General features: G+C 60.1%; 19 protein-coding genes and 1 tRNA gene. 17 read left to right on the plus strand and 3 right to left on the minus strand.

All coding sequences use genetic code 11. The features are described 5' to 3' along the window. The first annotated feature begins 100 nt into the window (after positions 1-100). From mazG to rpoS, 12 genes are all read left to right on the plus strand, one after another. The gene (gene mazG / locus AB5Y59_RS16955) at positions 101-898 is read left to right on the plus strand and encodes a nucleoside triphosphate pyrophosphohydrolase (RefSeq protein ID WP_368212412.1); all 798 of its coding nucleotides are present in this window, start codon (positions 101-103) and stop codon (positions 896-898) included. A 141-nt stretch (positions 899-1,039) separates the two neighbouring features. Next, positions 1,040-2,677 carry a glutamine hydrolyzing CTP synthase gene (gene pyrG, locus AB5Y59_RS16960; RefSeq protein ID WP_010675629.1) on the plus strand — a complete coding sequence of 546 codons (1,638 nt, stop codon included), beginning with the start codon at positions 1,040-1,042 and terminating at the stop codon, positions 2,675-2,677. A gap of 89 nt (positions 2,678-2,766) precedes the next feature. Further along, a complete protein-coding gene (eno, locus tag AB5Y59_RS16965) occupies positions 2,767-4,068 on the plus strand; it encodes a phosphopyruvate hydratase (protein WP_043154803.1) in 1,302 nt (433 codons plus the stop codon). 177 nt (positions 4,069-4,245) lie between these two features. Next, a complete protein-coding gene (ftsB, locus tag AB5Y59_RS16970) occupies positions 4,246-4,563 on the plus strand; it encodes a cell division protein FtsB (protein WP_010675628.1) in 318 nt (105 codons plus the stop codon). Next, positions 4,556-5,287 (plus strand): 2-C-methyl-D-erythritol 4-phosphate cytidylyltransferase, encoded by a 732-nt coding sequence (gene ispD, locus AB5Y59_RS16975; RefSeq protein ID WP_048208397.1) that lies wholly within the window; start codon positions 4,556-4,558, stop codon positions 5,285-5,287. Before ftsB ends, ispD begins: the two co-directional genes overlap by 8 nt. Before the next feature lie 58 nt (positions 5,288-5,345). Further along, a complete protein-coding gene (gene ispF, locus AB5Y59_RS16980; protein ID WP_043154801.1) occupies positions 5,346-5,822 on the plus strand; it encodes a 2-C-methyl-D-erythritol 2,4-cyclodiphosphate synthase in 477 nt (158 codons plus the stop codon). Beyond that, complete coding sequence (truD, locus tag AB5Y59_RS16985; protein ID WP_368212421.1) at positions 5,822-6,880, plus strand: tRNA pseudouridine(13) synthase TruD; 1,059 nt, start codon at positions 5,822-5,824, stop codon at positions 6,878-6,880. The genes ispF and truD overlap by 1 nt, the downstream gene beginning before the upstream one ends. After that, on the plus strand, positions 6,861-7,622 hold the full coding sequence (surE, locus tag AB5Y59_RS16990; protein ID WP_041211067.1) for a 5'/3'-nucleotidase SurE: 762 nt from the start codon (positions 6,861-6,863) through the stop codon (positions 7,620-7,622). Before truD ends, surE begins: the two co-directional genes overlap by 20 nt. 4 nt (positions 7,623-7,626) lie before the next feature. Then, the gene (locus AB5Y59_RS16995; protein WP_010675623.1) at positions 7,627-8,244 is read left to right on the plus strand and encodes a protein-L-isoaspartate(D-aspartate) O-methyltransferase; all 618 of its coding nucleotides are present in this window, start codon (positions 7,627-7,629) and stop codon (positions 8,242-8,244) included. Further along, entirely contained in the window at positions 8,241-8,822 is a 582-nt protein-coding gene (locus AB5Y59_RS17000; RefSeq protein WP_039041046.1) for a YqaA family protein, read from the plus strand. Before AB5Y59_RS16995 ends, AB5Y59_RS17000 begins: the two co-directional genes overlap by 4 nt. Before the next feature lie 9 nt (positions 8,823-8,831). Then, the gene (locus tag AB5Y59_RS17005) at positions 8,832-9,902 is read left to right on the plus strand and encodes a LysM peptidoglycan-binding domain-containing protein (protein ID WP_039041047.1); all 1,071 of its coding nucleotides are present in this window, start codon (positions 8,832-8,834) and stop codon (positions 9,900-9,902) included. Positions 9,903-9,948: 46 nt separating this feature from the next. Further along, on the plus strand, positions 9,949-10,932 hold the full coding sequence (rpoS, locus tag AB5Y59_RS17010; RefSeq protein ID WP_010675620.1) for an RNA polymerase sigma factor RpoS: 984 nt from the start codon (positions 9,949-9,951) through the stop codon (positions 10,930-10,932). A gap of 73 nt (positions 10,933-11,005) precedes the next feature. On the opposite strand, the gene tsaD is transcribed toward rpoS, so the two are convergent. Continuing rightward, positions 11,006-12,019 carry a tRNA (adenosine(37)-N6)-threonylcarbamoyltransferase complex transferase subunit TsaD gene (tsaD, locus tag AB5Y59_RS17015; protein WP_139737286.1) on the minus strand — a complete coding sequence of 338 codons (1,014 nt, stop codon included), beginning with the start codon at positions 12,017-12,019 and terminating at the stop codon, positions 11,006-11,008. A gap of 179 nt (positions 12,020-12,198) precedes the next feature. Between tsaD and rpsU the strand changes: the two genes are divergently transcribed. The 5 genes from rpsU (at position 12,199) to AB5Y59_RS17040 (ending at position 17,100) form a co-directional block, all read left to right on the plus strand. After that, positions 12,199-12,414, plus strand: coding sequence for a 30S ribosomal protein S21 (gene rpsU, locus AB5Y59_RS17020; RefSeq protein ID WP_005309452.1), 216 nt, complete (start codon positions 12,199-12,201; stop codon positions 12,412-12,414). Between the two features lie 15 nt (positions 12,415-12,429). Beyond that, positions 12,430-12,873, plus strand: coding sequence for a GatB/YqeY domain-containing protein (locus tag AB5Y59_RS17025; protein WP_010675618.1), 444 nt, complete (start codon positions 12,430-12,432; stop codon positions 12,871-12,873). Between the two features lie 89 nt (positions 12,874-12,962). Beyond that, positions 12,963-14,750 (plus strand): DNA primase, encoded by a 1,788-nt coding sequence (gene dnaG / locus AB5Y59_RS17030; RefSeq protein WP_139737285.1) that lies wholly within the window; start codon positions 12,963-12,965, stop codon positions 14,748-14,750. A 183-nt stretch (positions 14,751-14,933) separates the two neighbouring features. Beyond that, on the plus strand, positions 14,934-16,829 hold the full coding sequence (gene rpoD, locus AB5Y59_RS17035) for an RNA polymerase sigma factor RpoD (RefSeq protein WP_289711753.1): 1,896 nt from the start codon (positions 14,934-14,936) through the stop codon (positions 16,827-16,829). A 194-nt stretch (positions 16,830-17,023) separates the two neighbouring features. After that, positions 17,024-17,100: transfer RNA gene (locus AB5Y59_RS17040), tRNA-Ile, on the plus strand. Positions 17,101-17,147: 47 nt separating this feature from the next. Here the strand turns inward: AB5Y59_RS17040 and AB5Y59_RS17045 are convergent. Both AB5Y59_RS17045 and AB5Y59_RS17050 read right to left on the minus strand, forming a co-directional pair. Continuing rightward, positions 17,148-17,618, minus strand: a complete 471-nt coding sequence (locus tag AB5Y59_RS17045) for a tetratricopeptide repeat protein (protein ID WP_368212413.1) — start codon at positions 17,616-17,618, stop codon at positions 17,148-17,150. Positions 17,619-17,765: 147 nt separating this feature from the next. Then, entirely contained in the window at positions 17,766-20,342 is a 2,577-nt protein-coding gene (locus AB5Y59_RS17050; protein WP_368212414.1) for an alpha amylase C-terminal domain-containing protein, read from the minus strand. Positions 20,343-20,602: the final 260 nt, after the last annotated feature.

The raw sequence follows: 20,602 nt of genomic DNA on the forward strand, positions 1-20,602 counted from the left end.
ACGCGCCCCATCTCCGTCCGCCATGGCTCCACATCATGTGGAACAGTGGCGTGAGCGGATATTGATGAACCCCATTTACCGAATCGAAAGTGAGTTACCCATGTCCCAACGCTACGACCTTCCCCAACTGCTCGACATCATGGCCAGATTGCGTGACCCGAACGGGGGCTGTCCCTGGGATCTCAAGCAGAGCTTCCAGACCATAGTGCCGCACACCCTGGAGGAGGCCTACGAGGTGACGGATGCCATCGAGAGCGAAGATTGGCAAGGGCTGAAGGGGGAGCTCGGTGATCTGCTGTTCCAGGTCGTGTTCTATGCCCAGCTCGGCAAGGAGCAGGGATTGTTCGACTTTGCCGACATCGTCGATACCGTGAGCGAGAAGCTCATTCGCCGCCACCCCCATGTCTTCTCCGATGCCGATCTCGGTGACGAGCAGGCGGTCAAAGCGAACTGGGAGGCGGAAAAGGCCAAAGAGCGGGCCGCGCTCGACAAGGAGAGCGTGCTGGACGATATCCCCCTCTCCCTGCCTGCCCTGACCCGGGCAGCCAAGATCCAGAAGCGCTGCGCCACCGTCGGTTTCGACTGGAAGACCCTGGGGCCCGTGGTGGACAAGATCCACGAGGAGATCGACGAGGTGATGGAAGAGGCGCTGATGGTTGACGTGGACGAGGGGCGGGTGAGCGACGAGCTCGGCGATCTCTTGTTTGCCACCGTCAATCTGGTGCGTCATCTGGGCAAGGATCCCGAGCAGGTGCTGAGGGCTGCCAACACCAAGTTTGAGCGTCGTTTTCGTCAAGTTGAACACTTTATTGCCGCAGAAGGTCTGAAAATGACGGATTGCTCCCTGGAGAAGCTGGACGAGGCCTGGAACAAGGCCAAGGAAACCGAGCAAAGTTGATTTGGCGCAAGACGGGGCGGCGGGGAGCCTGATAGATTTTTGTTCATTGTTTGGGAGTGGGGGTTTTGGTATACTGTTTCCCCGTCCTGCTTCATCCCCGAAGCACCCCTTAAAATTCCCTAAACTTCTTTCAGGTTCAGCATGACGACCAAATATATTTTTGTGACTGGTGGCGTTGTTTCATCCCTCGGCAAAGGCATTGCCGCAGCTTCTCTGGCAGCCATTCTGGAAGCCCGTGGTCTGGATGTGACCATCATGAAACTGGACCCGTACATCAACGTGGATCCGGGCACCATGAGCCCGACCCAGCATGGTGAAGTGTTCGTAACCGAGGACGGGGCCGAAACCGATCTGGATTTGGGCCACTACGAGCGTTTCATCCGCACCAAGATGACCCGCCGCAACAACTTCACCACCGGCCGCATCTATGCGGACGTGCTGCGCAAGGAGCGTCGTGGTGACTATCTGGGCGCCACCATCCAGGTAATCCCGCACATCACCAACGCCATCAAGGAGCGGGTGATTGCCGGTGCCGAAGGCCATCAGGTTGCCATCGTCGAAGTGGGCGGTACCGTGGGCGACATCGAGTCCCTTCCGTTCCTTGAAGCCATTCGTCAGCTGGCGGCCATCGTGGGTCGCAACAATGCCATGTTCATGCACCTGACCCTGGTTCCTTACCTGGCCGCCGCCGGCGAGGTGAAGACCAAGCCGACCCAGCACTCCGTGAAGGAGCTGCTCTCCATCGGTATCCAGCCGGATGTGCTGATCTGCCGCTCCGACCGCGCCATTCCGGCCAACGAGCGTGCCAAGATCGCCCTGTTCTGCAACGTGCCCGAGCGCGCCGTCATCTCCATGAAGGATGTCGACTCCATTTACAAGATCCCGGCGCTGCTGAAATCCCAGGGGCTGGACGGCTACATCACCGAGCGCTTCGGCATCGAGTGCAAAGAAGCCGACCTGGCCGAGTGGGAACAGGTCATCTATGAAGAGGCCAACCCGACTGCCGAAGTCACCATCGGCATGGTGGGCAAGTATGTCTCCCTGCCGGACGCCTACAAGTCCGTCAACGAAGCGCTCAAGCACGGTGGCCTGAAGACCCGTCTCTCCGTCAACATCAAGTACATAGACTCCCAGGACATCGAGACCCGTGGCGCCGAGCTGCTGGAAGGTCTGGATGCGATCCTGGTACCGGGTGGCTTCGGCGAACGCGGCGTGGAAGGCAAGATTCTGGCCGCCAAATATGCCCGCGAGAACAAGATCCCGTACCTCGGTATCTGCCTGGGCATGCAGGTTGCCTTGATCGAATACGCCCGCAACGTGGCGGGCATGGAAGGGGCTCACTCCTCCGAGTTCAAGAAAGACAGCCCGTTCCCCGTGGTTGGTCTCATTACCGAGTGGGTGGATGACGAAGGCAACGTCGAGACCCGGACCGAGAAGTCCGATCTGGGCGGCACCATGCGTCTGGGCTCCCAGCTCTGCCACCTGGTGGAAGATTCCAAGGTCCGTCAGATGTACGGCAGCCCGACCATTTACGAGCGCCACCGTCACCGTTATGAAGTGAACAACAAGCTGCTGCCGCAGATTGAAGCGGCAGGTCTGAAGGTGACCGGTCTCTCCGCCGACAAGAAGCTGGTGGAAATCATCGAGATCCCGGATCACCCCTGGTTCGTGGCCGCGCAGTTCCACCCGGAGTTCACCTCGACTCCCCGTGATGGCCACGCCCTGTTCGCCGGTTTTGTGAAGGCGGCGGGCGAGTATCAGAAGCGTAATTTGAAGTAATTGAAAATAAATGCGGTTGGGGCTCTGTGCCACAGCCGCTTTTTTTGGCATATTTTTGTTGTTTTTTTACGAAACCTGAGGAAATACACATGTCCAAGATCGTTAAAGTGATCGGTCGTGAAATCATCGACTCCCGTGGTAACCCGACCGTTGAGGCCGAAGTTCACCTGGAAGGTGGTTTTGTTGGTATGGCAGCCGCTCCGTCTGGCGCGTCCACCGGTTCCCGCGAAGCGCTGGAACTGCGTGACGGCGACAAGAGCCGTTTCCTGGGTAAAGGCGTGCTGAAAGCCATCGAAGCCGTCAACGGCCCGATCGCTCAGGCTCTGCTGGGTAAAGATGCCAAGGACCAGGCCACTGTCGACCAGATCATGATCGACCTCGACGGTACCGAGAACAAATCCAAGTTCGGCGCCAACGCCATCCTGGCTGTTTCCCTGGCCAACGCCAAAGCTGCCGCTGCTGCCAAAGGCATGCCGCTGTACGCCCACATCGCCGAGCTGAATGGCACCCCGGGTGTCTACTCCATGCCGCTGCCCATGATGAACATCATCAACGGTGGTGAGCACGCCGACAACAACGTCGACATCCAGGAGTTCATGATCCAGCCGGTTGGCGCCAAGACCCTGAAAGAAGCCGTTCGCATGGGCGCAGAAGTGTTCCACAACCTGGCCAAAGTGCTGAAGTCCAAGGGCTACAACACTGCCGTCGGTGACGAAGGTGGTTTCGCTCCGAACCTGAAATCCAACGCCGAAGCGCTGGAAGTGATCGCTGAAGCCGTTGCCGCTGCCGGTTACAAACTGGGCACCGACATCACCCTGGCCATGGACTGCGCTGCGTCCGAGTTCTACGACGCAGAGAAGAAAGAGTACAACCTGAAGGGCGAAGGTCGTATCTTCACCTCCAACGGTTTCTCCGACTTCCTGGCTGACCTGACCACCAAGTTCCCGATCGTCTCCATCGAAGATGGCCTGGACGAATCCGACTGGGAAGGATTCGCCTACCAGACCGCCGAACTGGGCAAGAAAATCCAGATCGTGGGTGACGACCTGTTCGTAACCAACACCAAGATCCTGAAGCGCGGTATCGACAACGGCATCGCCAACTCCATCCTGATCAAGTTCAACCAGATCGGTTCCCTGACCGAAACTCTGGCTGCCATCAAGATGGCCAAAGACGCTGGCTACACTGCCGTCATCTCCCACCGCTCCGGTGAGACCGAAGACGCGACCATCGCCGACCTGGCTGTGGGTACCGCTGCTGGCCAGATCAAGACCGGTTCCATGAGCCGTTCTGACCGTGTTGCCAAGTACAACCAGCTGATTCGTATCGAAGAAGCCCTGGGTGCCAAGGCTCCGTTCCGTGGTCTGAAAGAAGTGAAGAACCAGGCTTAATTTTCGCCTGCGTTCATGCTTCACAAAGCCCCGCCATCTGGCGGGGCTTTTTCGTTCTGCGCTTATGGACGTGTGCGACCTGCATTTTTTATTCCGACCAACCCATCCGGCACACAGGCTTTCTTTTGTCTTGCCTGCGAATATGGGAAACTAGGCCGCTTGAAGGAGACTCAGTGCATGCGGCTACTCACTCTTATCCTGCTCCTCCTGTTGGGAGGGCTGCAATATGACCTCTGGCTGGGGAAAAACGGCCTCTCCGACTATCGGGAACTCTCCACCGCCATCGAGCGGCAGCAACAGGACAACCTGGTACTCAAGGATCGCAACAGTCTGATTTACCGGGAAATCGACGATCTTACCTCTGGCCTTGAGGCCATCGAGGAGTTGTCGCGCAACGATCTTGGCTACATCAAGCAGGGCGAGACCTTCTACCGAATCATTCCCAAAGAAAAGGATCAGGTGACGGAGCCTGATGGTGCCCCCTACGATGACTGATAGCCTGAGCGGTCTGACCGCCATCGTCCCGGCTGCCGGTATTGGCAGTCGCATGGGGGCCAGTTGCCCCAAGCAGTACCTTTCCCTGGCAGGGAAATGCATTCTGGAGCACACCCTGGAGCGTCTGCTCTCCCATCCCGCCATCGCCCGTGTGATCGTGGCGCTGGCGCCCCACGACCGCTGGTTTGAGACCCTGACCGTGGCCACCGATCCGCGGGTGCTGCGAGTGGAAGGGGGAAGCGAGCGCGCCTTCTCCGTGCTCAATGCATTGCACGTGGCAGAAGGGGAGTGGGCACTGGTGCATGACGCCGCCCGGCCCTGTCTGACCCACGAGGATCTCGATGCGCTCATTGCTGCCGCCATGGCCTCTGGTGGTGCCATCCTCGGCAGCCGGGTGCGCGATACCATGAAGCGCACCGATGCGGCCGGCAATATCCTCGCCACCGTGGATCGCGAGCAGCTCTGGCATGCCCTGACGCCCCAGATGTTTTTGGTCCGCCCCCTCAAGCGGGCGCTGGAGGAGGGGCTGGCGCTCGGCGCCGCCATCACCGATGAAGCCTCCGCCATGGAGCGCGCCGGTTTCCCCGTGCGCATGGTGGAAGGGCGGGCCGACAACATCAAGGTGACCCGGCCGGAAGATCTCTCCCTGGCCGGGCTCTATTTACAGCAACAACGTGCGTGCCGGTCGGCACGACCCGATTCATCCCCAGAGGAGCAGGCATGATCCGCACCGGACATGGTTTTGATGAGACAGATTTCCGTGTATTGAGGAGGGCGCAGGCATGATGCGGATCGGACATGGTTTTGATGTTCACAAGTTTGGCGGGGTTGGTCCCTGCATGCTGGGCGGGGTGGCAGTGCCCTATGAACAGGGCCTGCTGGCCCACTCCGATGGCGACGTGGTGCTGCATGCGGTGAGCGATGCCCTGCTGGGGGCCATCGGCGCCGGTGACATCGGCCGCCACTTTCCCGATACCTCAGCCGAATTCAAGGGCATCGACAGCCGCATCCTGCTGCGGGATGTCTTTGCCCGCGTGCAGCGCGCAGGTTATGCCATCGGCAACCTGGATGTGACCATCATCGCCCAGGCCCCCAAGATGGCCCCCCATATCGACGCCATGTGCGCCGTGCTGGCCGCAGATCTGCAATGTGATTTGAACCGGGTGAACGTCAAGGCGACCACCACCGAACAACTCGGATTCACGGGGCGCAAGGAAGGGATCGCCACCGAAGCCGTCGTCTTGCTGGTGAAACAATGATGCTTGAACAACTTGCCTATCTGCACGGGACGCCCACTGCTCGCGGCATCCTCAAGGCCGAAGCCGCCGACTTCATGGTCAATGAAGATCTCGGGTTTGCACCTTGCGGCGAGGGGGAACACATCTTCGTCCGGGTACGCAAAACCGGCGAGAATACCGCCTGGGTGGCTGGCCTGCTGGCCGATGCGGCCGGGGTTGCCCGCAATGCGGTGACCTGGGCTGGTCTGAAAGATCGCCATGCGGTGACCGAACAGTGGTTCGGCATCCATCTGCCAGGCAAGGGCGAGCCGGATCTCTCGGTCATCGAGAACGACAACATCCGGATCCTTGAGGTGAAGCGCCACAACAAGAAGCTGCGGGTCGGCTATCTCAAGGGCAACCACTTCACCCTGCGCCTCACCGGGCTGGAGCAGGCCGACGGGCTGGAATCCCGTTTGCAGGCGATTGCAACCCAGGGGGTTCCCAACTACTACGGCGAGCAGCGTTTCGGCCGCGGTGGAAACAACCTGGAGGCCGCCAAGGCGATGTTCGCCGGCAAACGGATCAAGGATCGCAACAAGCGCTCCCTCTATCTGTCCGCCGCCCGCAGCATGCTGTTCAATGCCATCGTCAGCGCCCGCATCGAGCAGGGACTGGCCCATCAGCTGCTGGCTGGCGACTGCGTGATGCTCAAGGGCAGCCACTCCATCTTCAGTGAAGAGAGCGTGACCCCCGAGCTGGAAGCACGCCTTGCCTCCGGAGACGTGCAACTGACCGCTCCCCAGTGGGGCCGTGGCCGTCTGGCGAGCCAGGGTGCTGCCGCCGAGTTCGAGCAAGAAGTGCTGGCCCCTTATGGCGACTGGTGCGAAGGACTGGAAAAAGCCGGGCTGGATCAGGACAGGCGCCCGCTGCTGCTCAAGCCGGAGCAGATGAGCTGGCAACGGGAGGACGAGGTGCTGACCCTGTCGTTCTTCCTGCCGGCCGGCGCCTTTGCCACCAGCGTGGTACGCGAATTAATGCAGGCCGAAGAGGCCGATCACGGTTTCAGGAACTCAACCGATGCGAATTCTGGTCAGTAATGACGATGGGGTACACGCCGAGGGCATTCGCGCCCTCAGCGAGGCGTTGCGTGCCTGTGGCGAGGTCGTGGTGGTGGCGCCGGATCGCAACCGCAGCGGTGCCAGCCACTCCCTGACGCTGGAAGTGCCGCTGCGGGTCACCCGCCTCGATGCGTCCAGTTTTCACGGCATCAAGAGTTATGCGGTCAAGGGGACGCCGACCGACTGCGTTCATCTGGCGGTCAACGAACTGCTGCGCCCTGAGCCCGACATGGTGGTGGCCGGTATCAATCACGGGGCCAACCTGGGGGATGACGTCATCTACTCGGGGACGGTGGCGGCCGCGACGGAAGGGCGTCATCTTGGTTTCCCCTCCATCGCCGTATCGCTGGTGGGCAAGACCCATTTCGCCAGTGCGGCCCACTACGCCGCCCAGCTGGTGCGGGGGCTGATGGTGCATCCGTTGCCTGCGGATCAGATCCTCAACGTGAATGTGCCTGACCTGCCGCTTGAGCAGATCAAGGGGATCAGGGTGACGCGCCTTGGCAATCGCCACCGGGCGGAGTCGGTGATCCGCACCGAGGATCCCCGTGGTCAGCCGGTCTACTGGATTGGTCCCCCCGGCAACCAGCAGGATGCGGGAGAGGGAACGGACTTTGCCGCCATCGAGCAGGGTTATGTCTCCATCACTCCCCTGACCATCGACATGACGGCCTACGGCAGTCTGTCGACCCTGGGCGCGTGGCTGGATCTGCAGGGATGACGTTGTGATAGTACAGCGCCTGTTGAATCAACTGATTGCCCAGGATGTCCGCGATTTCCGCGTATTGGCGGCGATCGCGAAGGTGCCGCGCCAGCTGTTTGTGGACGAGGCCATGGCCCACAAGGCCTGGGACAATACGGCCCTGCCCATCGGCCATGGGCAGACCATCTCCCAGCCTTACATCGTGGCGCGCATGACCGAGCTGCTGATCCAGAACGATCCGGCCCATGTGCTGGAGATCGGGACGGGATCGGGCTACCAGACGGCGGTACTGGCCCACCTGGTGGAGCATGTCTACACCATGGAGCGGATCAAGTCGCTGCAGTTTCAGGCCAGGCGCAGATTGCGCCAGCTCGATCTGCACAATGTGTCGGCCAAGCACGGCAATGGGTGGCTAGGTTGGCCCAACAAGGGCCCTTTCGACGCCATTCTGGTGACGGCGGCGGCCAGTGAGGTCCCCAAGGCCCTGACCGATCAGCTGGCTGACGGTGGTCGTCTGGTGTTGCCGGTGGGTGATGGCCAGCAGACCCTGCAGCTCATCGAGCGATCGGGCTCCCAGCTCACCAGCCGGATTCTGGAGCCGGTACGTTTCGTTCCCCTGATTGACGGAGATGTCGAGTGAAGTTGTTTTCCCGCCTTTATGTTCTGGTGATGCAGTGGGCACGCCACAAGTATGCCCCCTGGTATCTGGCCATCACCGCCTTTATTGAATCCATCTTCTGGCCCATCCCGGTGGATGTGATGCTGGCGCCCATGGCGCTCGGCAAACCTCATCGCGCCTGGCACTATGCCGCGCTGGCTACCCTCTTGTCGGTGCTGGGCGCCCTGTTTGGTTATCTGCTCGGCTATGCCCTGTGGGAGCCAGTGGTGCAGCCGCTGGTGACCTCGGTTGGCTATGAGGACAAGATTGCCCTGGCCGAGCAGTGGTTCGCGCAGTGGGGCATCTGGGTTATTTTTATTGCCAGCTTCACGCCGATCCCCTACAAGGTGTTTACCGTCACGGCTGGCTTGCTCCACATGGCACTGTTGCCTTTCATCCTGACCTCGCTGATCGGTCGTGGCATGCGCTTCTTCCTGGTTGCAGGTCTGATGCGCTGGGGCGGCGAGAAGATGGAGCGCAAGCTGATGCACTATGTGGATGTGCTGGGCTGGCTCTGTATTGGTTTGGCCGTTGCGGCCTATTTCTGGTTTAGTCGTTAAGGATCCACTATGTGTTCGCGTGTTTGGCAAGGTAGCGGTGTCGTCGTGTTGTCATGGCTGCTGCTTGCCTGTTCCTCCAGCAAGACTGCGGCTCCGGTGCACAGCCTGGGCAATGATCAGGTCGCTTCGACCATCCCCGTGCGTCAAGGTATGACCAAGCCCGGCATTGCAGGCAACGGGTACACCGTGGTCAAAGGAGACACTCTCTACTCCATTGCATTTCGTTCTGGCATGGATGTGGCTTCGCTTATCAGCATCAATGGCATCACTCCCCCCTATAACATTTATCCCGGCCAGCAGCTCAGGCTCGATGGCGCTTCCGCCCCCATGGCGGTGGCAACCGTCGGCAGCCCTGTCAGTCGTGGCAGCGTGACGGGGTCTGGTAGTTACGAGGTGCGCCGTGGCGATACATTGAGCAGCATCGGTCGCCAGTTCGGTCTTTCCAACCAGGCCTTGGCCCAGCGCAACAACCTCCAGGCTCCTTATGCATTGCACGTGGGCCAGGTGCTCAATGTGGGGGGCTCGGGTTCCTCGGGTGGTCAGATGGTGGCAGCAACCACACCGGTTGTGACCAGCACGGGGCCCAAACCCCTGGCCACGGCTCCGGCAGGTACGACCACACCATTTATTGCTCAGAAAACGATTGCTCCTGCCTCGTCAACAGCATACGCTCAGGCGAAAGAACAAAAAACCGTCAGTTCCTCGTCAACACTCTCCTGGCATTGGCCGACCAAAGGGCGGATCGTTGAAGGCTTCTCCGTTGCGGAACAAGGCAACAAGGGCATCGACATTTCCGGCCAGAAGGGCCAACCCATTTACGCTGCGAGCAGCGGCAAAGTGGTCTATGCGGGCAGTGCACTGCGAGGTTATGGCAAGCTGATAATTCTCAAGCACAACGATGACTACCTCTCCGCCTACGCTCACAACGATGAGTTGAGGGTCAAGGAGGGAGACACCGTGAAGGGCGGAGCGGTTATCGCCAATATGGGTAGCACGGATGCGCCGGATGTGCGCTTGCACTTTGAAATCCGGTACAAAGGCAAGTCGATCAACCCGATGGGCTATTTGCCAAAGCGTTAACTCAGAGAGCTGAGTCTTACTCTGGTGTAGGTCAGGGAGAGATATCATGAGCCAAGAACAACTGGTAATGCAGGATGCAGAGTTAGAGTTCGACGAGGAGCTGGAGGTTCAGGAGGAAGAAGAGGTTCAGGAAGTGGCGGCCGAAGCCGAAGAGACCATCTCCGATGAACTGATGGCGCCAGAGCTGAACAAGGTAATGGACGCCACCCAGCTCTATCTGGGGGAGATAGGCTTCTCCCCCTTGCTCACGGCCGAAGAGGAAGTCTACTACGCCCGCCGTGCCCTGCGTGGCGACAAAGCGGCGCGCAAGCGCATGATTGAATCCAACCTGCGCCTGGTGGTCAAGATTGCCCGGCGCTACAACAACCGCGGCCTGGTGCTGCTGGATCTCATCGAAGAGGGCAACCTCGGCCTTATCCGCGCCGTCGAGAAGTTCGACCCCGAGCGAGGCTTCCGTTTCTCTACCTATGCCACCTGGTGGATCCGCCAGACCATAGAGCGGGCCATCATGAACCAGACCCGCACCATTCGTCTGCCCATCCATGTGGTCAAGGAGCTGAACGTCTATCTGCGCACTGCGCGCGAGCTTTCTCATCGTCTCGACCATGAGCCGACCGCCGAGGATATCGCCTCTGCACTGGATCGCTCTGTGGACGATGTGAATCGCATGCTCAAGCTCAACGAGAAGATCACCTCGGTGGATACTCCCATTGGTGGCGATCGCGACAAGGCGCTGCTGGATGTACTTTCCGACGAGCGCGGCATGGGGCCCGAGCTGGAGTCCCAGGAAGATGACATGCGCAGCAGCATAGTGCATTGGCTGGAGGAGCTGAATCCCAAGCAGCGCGAAGTGCTGGCCCGCCGTTTCGGTCTGCTCGGCTATGAACCGGCCACCCTGGAAGACGTGGGCGCCGAGATTGGTTTGACCCGCGAGCGGGTGCGCCAGATCCAGGTGGAAGGGTTGCGCCGTCTGCGGGAAATCCTGCTGGGGCAGGGGCTCTCCATTGAGGCGCTGTTCCGCACCAACTAAACGGGTATGAATACCGTCATCAAGATGAAAAAGGGGCCGCAGGCCCCTTTCTTTTTGTCGTGGATCGTCAGGATCACACCGGATCCAGAGTGTCCAGCGGCCAGCGCGGCACGGCCTTGACGACGAGGGGTTCGAAGACTCCCGCCTTCAGGCGTTGCATGCCGGCATAGGCGATCATGGCGCCGTTGTCGGTGCAGTATTCGGTGCGCGGGTAGAAGACTTCACCTTTGAGGCTCTCCATCAGCTCGGCCAGCTGGACGCGCAGATGACGGTTGGCACTGACGCCGCCTGCCACGACCAGACGATTGAGACCGGTCTCTTTCAGGGCACGGCGGCACTTGATGGCCAGGGTGTCGACCACCGCATCCTCAAACGCCCGGGCGATGTCGGCACGGGTCTGCTCGTCGTCGCCATTGGCTGCTATGGTATTGGCGGCAAAGGTCTTGAGGCCGGAGAAGCTCATGTCGAGCCCGGGACGGTCGGTCATGGGACGCGGGAAGGTAAAGCGTCCAGTGGTGCCCTTTTCTGCCAGCCGGGAGAGCAGCGGACCACCGGGGTAGTCCAGACCCATCAGCTTGGCGGTCTTGTCGAACGCCTCACCGGCGGCATCGTCGATCGATTCGCCCAGCAGCTGATAGCTGCCGATACCGTCGACCCGGACCAGCATGGAGTGGCCGCCGGAAACCAAGAGCGCCACGAAGGGGAACTCGGGGGCCTTCTCTTCCAGCATGGGGGCCAGCAGGTGGCCTTCCATGTGGTGTACGGCGATGGCCGGCTTGTCCCATGCCATGGCCAACGAGCGGCCTATGGTCGCCCCGACCAGGATGGCACCAACCAGACCTGGCCCCGCGGTATAGGCGATGCCATCGATGTCATCCTTGCCAAGTCCGGCCTCTTTCAAGGCGGCCTGGATCAAGGGGATCGTCTTGCGTACATGGTCCCGGCTGGCGAGCTCGGGAACGACGCCGCCGTAGTCCGCATGCAGCTTGACCTGGCTGTACAACTGGTGGGAAAGGATCCCTTTTTGATCATCGAAGATCGCGATCCCGGTTTCGTCACAGGATGTCTCTATGCCCAATACACGCATTGCTAAAAAATTTCACTGCTAAAATGAGACGGCTATGGTAACCTTCGCGGGTTTTTTAAACCAGAGCGATCTCTGCGGGTTTACTTTCATTCCCTGTCCAGAGTATAATTTCGCACCATTTTAAGACATGCTGATCGATTGAAGGTCAGCTAACAATTTATCACTGAGGTGAAAGGCACATGCCAGTAATCAAAGTCCGTGAAAATGAGCCGTTTGACGTTGCTCTGCGTCGCTTCAAGCGTTCTTGCGAAAAGGCCGGTATCCTGTCCGAAGTTCGTAGCCGTGAGTTCTACGAGAAGCCGACTACCATTCGCAAGCGCGCCAAAGCGTCCGCTGTCAAGCGTCACGCCAAGAAGCTGTCCCGCGAAAACGCACGTCGTATCCGCCTGTACTAATCAAGGGATCATGCCGTGTCTCTGAAGGATCAACTCAAGGATCAGCAAAAGCTCGCCATGCTTGCCAAAGACAAGCCTCGGTTGGGTGCTATCCGCTTGTTGATGGCAGAAATCAAGCAGCGTGAAGTCGATACCCGTGTCGAGCTCAACGATGAAGAGATCCTCGCTGTCGTGACCAAAATGGTCAAACAGCGTCGCGATTCCATCAGCCAGTTTGAAGCTGCCGGTCGCCAGGATCTCGCCGACAAAGAGTCCGCCGAGATCGTTGTGCTGCAGGAGTTCCTGCCACAACAGCTGACCGCAGACGAAATTGCCGCACTGATCGAGCAAGCCATCACTGAAAGTGGTGCTGCCGTCATGGCTGACATGGGTAAAGTCATGGCTGTCTTGAAGCCAAAAATTCAGGGGCGTGCCGATGTCGGCGCCGTCAGTGCTCAGGTGAAAACCCGCTTGGCGTAACAGGCAACTCTCTTGTTTGGTCGAAGAAGCCGTGCTTCCCATTGGAATGCGCGGCTTTTTTATTTCCTATGCAATGAAACAGGACGGTTATGGCTGGCAGGATCCCGCAATCCTTTATCGATGATCTGCTCGTACGCACGGACATAGTCGAGTTGATCGACTCCCGTGTGCGGTTGAAGAAAGCCGGTAAGAACTACCAGGCTTGCTGCCCTTTTCATAACGAAAAAAGCCCCTCCTTTACCGTCAGCCAGGAGAAGCAGTTCTATCACTGTTTCGGTTGTGGTGCCCACGGCAATGCCATCGGCTTTGTCATGGAGTACGACGGCCTGGAATTCCCCGATGCCATCGAAGAGCTGGCAAGCCTGCACGGTATGCAGGTCCCCCGTGAGCAAACGGCGGGTGGATCAAGCCATAGCCAACCAGCCGTCAGTAAGGATCTGTTCGAGCTGATGAACCAGATTGCGCGCTTCTACGAGAGCAATCTCAAGAACGCGCCTCAGGCGGTGGAGTATCTGAAAGGCCGGGGCCTGACTGGCGAGGTGGTCAAGCGCTTCAACATCGGTTATGCCCCGGGCGACTGGGACCAGGTGAGGCGCCGGTTTGGTGCCAGCCGGGATCACGAGCAGCTGCTTATCTCAGGCGGTATGCTGATCCCCCGCGATAGCGGTCCCGGCAGCTACGATCGTTTCCGGGATCGCATCATGTTCCCGATCCGGGACAAGCGTGGCCGGGTCATCGGCTTCGGCGGCCGGGTGCTGGGTGACGGCACCCCCAAGTACCTGAACTCGCCCGAAACCCCCATCTTCCACAAGGGGAGGGAGCTGTTCGGCCTGTACGAGGTCAAGCAGGCACACAAGGATCCTCGCCGGATCCTGGTGGTGGAGGGTTATATGGACGTGGTGGCCCTGGGCCAGTACGACATCGACTACGCGGTCGCGGCGCTGGGGACCGCAACGACCAGCGACCACATCCACACCCTGTTTCGCACAACGGCCGAGGTCGTCTGCTGTTATGACGGGGACAATGCCGGTCGTGAGGCGGCGTGGCGGGCGCTGGATAACGCCCTCTCTCATCTGCAGGACGGGCGCGAGCTTAAATTCGTGTTCCTGCCGGATGGCGAGGATCCCGATTCCCTGGTGCGCCAGATCGGCAAGGAGGGGTTCGAAGCCCTGCTCGACCAGGCCCAGCCGTTTGCCGACTTCATGTTCGAACGCCTCGGGCGCGATGCGGCCCTCTCGGGCGAGGCGGGCAAGTTCGAGGTGGCCAACAAGGCCGCCGAGCTGATCCGCCGGGTGCCGGAAGGCTTCACTCGCGAGGGTTTGATCACCCGCCTCTCCAGCATGATGCGCTGGGGGGAGAACAAGCAGCGGATCGCCGAGCTGTTTGCCCGCAACAGCCAGCCGAAGGCCGAGGTGAGCAAGCCCAAGGCGGCCAAACTGACCCCGCTGCGCCGGGCGCTGGCCCTGATGGTGCAATATCCGGCGATCACCGCCGAGTTGCCGGCCATGCCGGAGTTGGCCGATCTGCGTCTCCAGGGCATCCGCTTCCTGCTGCAACTGCACCAGCAGATCCTGAGCCAACCCGGCGTGACGACGGGCATCCTGCTAGAACACTGGCGCGGCACCAAAGAAGGGGACATTCTGGCCCAGCTGGCGATGCACGATCTGTTTGAAGAGGTAAAGCTCGACCAGGAGCCCGATATTCTGGGAGAATTGCAGGATACCTTCGTCGGTTTCATCAACCTGTTTCTGAAGCAACGCATCGAGGAATTGCAGGCCAAGGTGGCGCAGGAAGGGCTAAGCTCTGAGGAAACACAGGAGCTGATGATGCTGATCAGAGAGGTGCAGATTGAGAAAAGAAATGAGAGTGGGGCTTGATATCTGAGTGATTAACCCCAATATGAATACCGTTGCCCGAATCGACGGGATGAAAAGCAAATACTTTATAACCGCCTGGCCCCGACAATACTGCGGGCAGGGGTTTCTCATGACCGACGCCGCAACCAGACATAGCATGTCTGGCGGTTTTCTATTAGAATTGGCTATTTGCGCAGCAGCGCACTGTACGCGCAACCTAGCAACACCAACCGGATGAGTTCTATGGAGCAAACCCCGCAGTCTCAGCTTAAACTCCTCGTTGCCAAAGGTAAAGAACAGGGCTACCTGACCTATGCCGAGGTGAACGATCACCTCCCGCAAGACATCGTCGATTCAGACCAGATCGAAGACATCATTCAGATGATCAACGATATGGGCATTCAAGTGGTTGAAAACGCTCCGGATGCCGATGACTTGATCATGGCTGAAGGTGGTACCGCCGATGAGGACGCTGCCGAAGCAGCGGCCCAGGCTCTGGCATCTGTTGAATCCGAGATTGGTCGCACGACCGATCCCGTCCGCATGTACATGCGGGAAATGGGTACCGTTGAACTGTTGACCCGTGAAGGTGAAATTGACATCGCCAAGCGGATCGAAGACGGGATCAACCAGGTACAAAGCTCCGTGGCCGAGTACCCGGAAGCCATCACCTATCTGCTCGAGCAGTACGACAAGTACGAAGCCGAGCAACTGCGCCTCTCCGACATCATCTCCGGCTTTATCGACCCGAATGAAGTGGATGACGTGGCACCGACTGCCACCCACATCGGCTCCGAGCTCAGTGAAGACGACCTCGCCGACGAAGACGAGGATGAGGACGAGGACGAAGACGAAGACGGCGACAATTCAGACGACGACGGCGACGGCGGTCCGGATCCGGAAGTCGCGCGCGAGAAGTTTGGTGAACTGCGCGCCCAGTATGAAGTGACTCGTCTCTCCATTCAGCAGAATGGTCGTGCCCACGACGACACCCAGAATGCCATCGCCCAGCTGGCCGATGTCTTCCGTCAATTCCGCCTGATGCCCAAGCAGTTCGATCGCCTGGTCAACAACATGCGGGAGATGATGGAGCGTGTCCGCGTGCAGGAACGCATCATCATGAAGCTCTGCGTGGAGCAGGCCAAGATGCCGAAGAAGACCTTCGTCGCGGCCTTCACCAACAACGAGTGCGAAACTGCCTGGTTCGAATACCAGAAGCAGGCCGGCAAGGCCTGGTCTCCCCGTCTGCTCGAGATGGATGAGGAGATCCTGCGCTCCATCGGCAAGCTGCAGCAGATCGAAGAAGAGACAGGCCTGTCCATCGCTCAGATCAAGGACATCAACCGTCGTATGAGCATCGGTGAGGCCAAGGCCCGCCGTGCGAAGAAAGAGATGGTCGAGGCCAACCTGCGTCTGGTGATCTCCATCGCCAAGAAGTACACCAACCGCGGTCTGCAGTTCCTGGATCTGATCCAGGAAGGCAACATCGGTCTGATGAAGGCGGTCGACAAGTTCGAATATCGTCGCGGCTACAAGTTCTCGACCTATGCCACCTGGTGGATCCGTCAGGCCATTACCCGCTCCATCGCGGATCAGGCCCGTACCATCCGTATCCCGGTGCACATGATCGAGACCATCAACAAGCTCAACCGTATCTCCCGCCAGATGCTGCAGGAGATGGGTCGTGAACCGAACCCGGAAGAGCTGGCCATGCGCATGGGCATGCCGGAAGACAAGATCCGCAAGGTACTGAAAATCGCCAAGGAGCCCATCTCCATGGAGACGCCCATCGGTGATGACGAAGACTCCCACTTGGGCGACTTCATCGAAGATACCACCCTGGCTCTGCCAGCGGATGCGGCCACCAGCGAGAGCCTGCGCAACGCGACCCGCGAAGTGCTGGCCGGGCTGACCGCACGGGAAGCCAAGGTACTGCGCATGCGCTTCGGTATCGACATGAACACCGACCACACCCTCGAGGAAGTGGGCAAGCAGTTCGACGTCACCCGTGAGCGTATCCGTCAGATCGAAGCCAAGGCCCTGCGCAAACTGCGCCATCCGAGCCGCTCGGAAGTGCTGCGCAGCTTCCTGGACGAGTAGTCCCGGGTTCTGTCAGCCTGACATAGCAACAAAAAGCCCCGCCATGCGGGGCTTTGTTTTATCCGTGCTGGCATGGGCGTGAAGAGGGGTCATGGAACCGCTTGAATATGGATGAAATCTCGCCAAGTGGTTGATCTGACTATGGACGGGGTATCCGCCATCCCCTATAATCCACGCCGCTAACCAGCATCAATGGCCCCTTAGCTCAGTTGGTCAGAGCAGTCGACTCATAATCGATTGGTCGTGGGTTCAAGTCCCCCAGGGGCCACCATTTTCAGACAAAGCCGCTCTTTTGAGCGGCTTTGTCGTTTCTGGCGCTCACCAGTGTCTGTCCAGATCCTCGGCATAGAGTGCCATGGCGCGCCGGTAGGGGAGCAGGGCGGGATCCGTGGTGGTGGTCGCGAGGATCCCCAGCAGCGTCTCCATCCCCTCCTTGCTGCGCCCCAGGTTGTAGCAGGTCATGGCACGAAACACCTTGAACTCCACGGCATCGGGGAAGCGGGCCAGGGCCTCGTCAAAGGTGGCCAGCGCCTCGGGATGACGGCCCGTGGTGCGATAGGAGCTGCCAAGTCCAAGCAGGGCGCCGCGCAGCGACGCCTCGCCAAGCCCCAGCGACACGGCCTTCTGATAGAGCGGAATGGCCTCGGCCTCTCGCCCCAGCATGTCGTGCAGTCCGGCCACTTCGTAATGCAGCTCGGCGTGGGCCGGGTACGCGATGAGTTGCAGCAGACCGTGCTGACGGGCTTCCTCGAGCCGTCCCTCGGCCTTGAGGGTGTTCAACTGTTTCATATGCGCTCCTGCATGGGGATGAAGGATCAGTATGCCTGCCGGCAGGCTGGCGGGGAACAGGTCATGGGGCCATGAAAAAGGCCTCCCGCCGATGGCGGGAGGCCTGGTTCGGCGCCGGGGCGCAATGGCCCTGGCGTGTGTCCAGCCTTACTGGGCGCTCAGGCTGTAGGCCAGGGTCTGGTCGTTGAAGCGCACCACATAGGCACCGACCACTGCCGTGGTGATGTCTGCCCCGGCCAGCTCGGCCACGCCATCCTTGTTGGTGTCGCCGTAGTTCTGGGTCCAGTCCCCCTTGACGTCGAACTTGAAGCGCTGGCCGCCGTTGCCATCACCGCTGCCGGTGAAGGTGACGCTGGCCTGCCAGAGGTGATCCCCGACCAGGGACATGGGGGTGGTGCCCCAGTTGTTGGTGGTGCCGCGAATGTTGAGGCTGGCGACATTCTTGGCATAGGTGACGCTCACCGGAGTCAGGCTGTATTGCAGGGTCTGATCGTTGAAACGTACCCGATACTGGCCGATGACCGGGGTGAGGATGTCACTGCCGGTCAGATCGGCCACGCCGTCCTTGTTGGTGTCGCCGTAGTTCTGGGTCCAGTCCCCCTTGACGTCGAACTTGAAGCGCTGGTTGCTCTGACCGTCGAAGGTGACCAGGGCTTCCCACTGATTGTCGGCGACCAGTGTCATGGCAAGGGAGCCCCAGGCATTGGGGGTGCCGCGGAAGTTCAGGGTGGGCAGTACGCTGGCGTAGGTGCCGTTGTCGTCGGTGACGGTCACGGTGGCGCTGGCACTGGCGGTCAACCCTTCCGCATCGGTCACGGTGACCGTCACGGTATGGGTACCCGGGGTATCGAACCGGACTGTCTCAGTGGCGGCGGTGCCCCCGCTGGACCAGCTGTAGCTCACCACGCCGCCGTCATCGCTGGAAGCGGAGGCGTCGAACACCACGCTCTCCCCCGCCTTGACGCTGAGGGTCTTGGGGGAGAGGGCGGCGACCGGTGCCTGGTTGCTGGTGAGGGGGGTGACCGTGTAGCGCAGATCGCTCTCGCTCAGGGTGATGCGGTAGGTGCCCGCCCCGCTGACCAGGATATCCTTGCTGCTGCCCTTGTCGGCGATGCCATCCCCTTCGTTGTCGCCGTAGTTCTCGGCCCAGTTGCCGAAGACGTCGAACTTGAAGCGCTGGGCACCGGTGGCGTCACCGTTGCCGGTCAGGGTGAGGGTGGCGGACCAGACACGGTTGGCATCGACGGTCATGGGGGTGTTGCCCCAGGCGTTATGGGTGCCGCGCAGGTTCATGCTGCTGAACTTGTTGCCCGGCAGGACGGAACCGCCGCAGGGGCTGGCCTTGGTGCAACCGGCTATGATGGCGGCCGCCTTCATGCCGGGGACGTTCAGGCTGGCCTTGCCGCTGCCATCGACGGTGACATAACCGCCGCTGCAGTAGTCATTGCCCCCCAGGAGGTTGCAGTACTCGCCGGCCGGCAGGCCGGTCTGCACCGAGGCCACCAGGCTGCCGCTCTCGTTGTTGATGGCGACGAAGCCCTTGTCACCGCGGCTGAAGGCGATCTGGTTGTTGCCGTTGTCCCACCAGTTGCTGACGGGCTGGCCTTCGGTCCGGTTGTGGAACAGGGCCATGTTCATGATGGTCGGTCGGCGCTGTTCGCAGTTCCACTGGCTGTCCGTGCAGGGCGTGCTGCCCGGCGCCCCCTTGTCGGTTTCATAGGTACCCATGTTTTCGAAGCGATAGCCCGACATCACCTGCTTCCAGCCATAGGGCCAGGCCATCATGAAGGTGTTGGCCAGATCGTAGCGGGCACCGCTCATGAAGGTGAGCATGCCGCCACCGCCGTGGCCGCGTTCGCGGTCGTGGTTGACCACGAAGACGAAGGCCTTGTTGGAGGGGAGCAGGCCCCAGCTCTCGCCCAGGGTCTTGAGGTTCTTGATTTGGCCGTTGAAGTTGGCGGCGAGATCGGTGCCGTATTTGAAGTCGGTGACGGTGTCGATGTAGGTGTAGCGGCCCGGCTGGATGTCGGGGGACTCCCCGCCTGCGCCGATCACCTCCAGGTAGGCCCTGGGGCTGCCTGCCTTGTCGAGGATGGCCTTCACATCGGCCGGCGCCATGTGCTTGGCCGCATCGATGCGAAAGCCCGCCACGCCCCAGCCGAGCAGGGTCTTCATGTAGGTGGCGATCTGATCCTGGACGTAGGATGAGCCGGTATTGAGGTCCGGCATGCCGTAGAGGGCGCCGTTCCAGACGTTGTTGCTGTCACCGTAGTTGGTGATGTCGCCGCTGTGATGGAAGTCGTTGTAGCCGAACTGGGGATATTGGTATTGCCCCGAGTTGTAGCTGCCGCCGCCGGTGGCGGTGCCTGAACCCGATGCCAGCTGGTTGAAGACGGCGTCGGCATAGACCTTGACCCCGGCCGCGTTGCAGCGGGCGATCATGCTTCTGAGCTCTGCCTCGCTACCGCCGAAGCTGTTGAAATTCTTGAAGCTGACCGGTTGATAGACGGTCCACCAGACCTGGCTGCCCTGCTTGTGCTCGGCGGGTGGGGTGATCTGGACGCCACCGAACCCCTTGGGCCCGAGCACGGTCTCGCACTCGTTGGCGATGTCGTTGAACTTCCATTGGAACAGGTGAACCATGACCCCTTCGGCGCTGGCAGTGTGGCTGAAAGAGCCGAGTGCCGCCGCCAGCAGGGCGGTTCGAAACAGTGTGTTGTGCATGACGATTTTCCCTTCGATCTTGTTATTGACGTATCACTGTCGTGTAGTCGAACGGACAACAAACAACCTCGTTCAGCTCCGTAGCATTCATGAAATCGACGTGGTTGAAAATCGAACAAGCTGAATTAATTAAGAAATGTGAATGAAAATGCTTTCATGCCATTCGGTGGCAGCAGGAGGGGGCAGAGGGGAGCAGATCGGTGCGAGATCCCGTCAAGCGGGTAGCGAAGGGGATGAACAGGGGCCCCGCTGGGCCCCGT

The organism is Aeromonas sp. s10 (assembly GCF_040907975.1).
Classification (GTDB): domain Bacteria; phylum Pseudomonadota; class Gammaproteobacteria; order Enterobacterales; family Aeromonadaceae; genus Aeromonas; species Aeromonas caviae.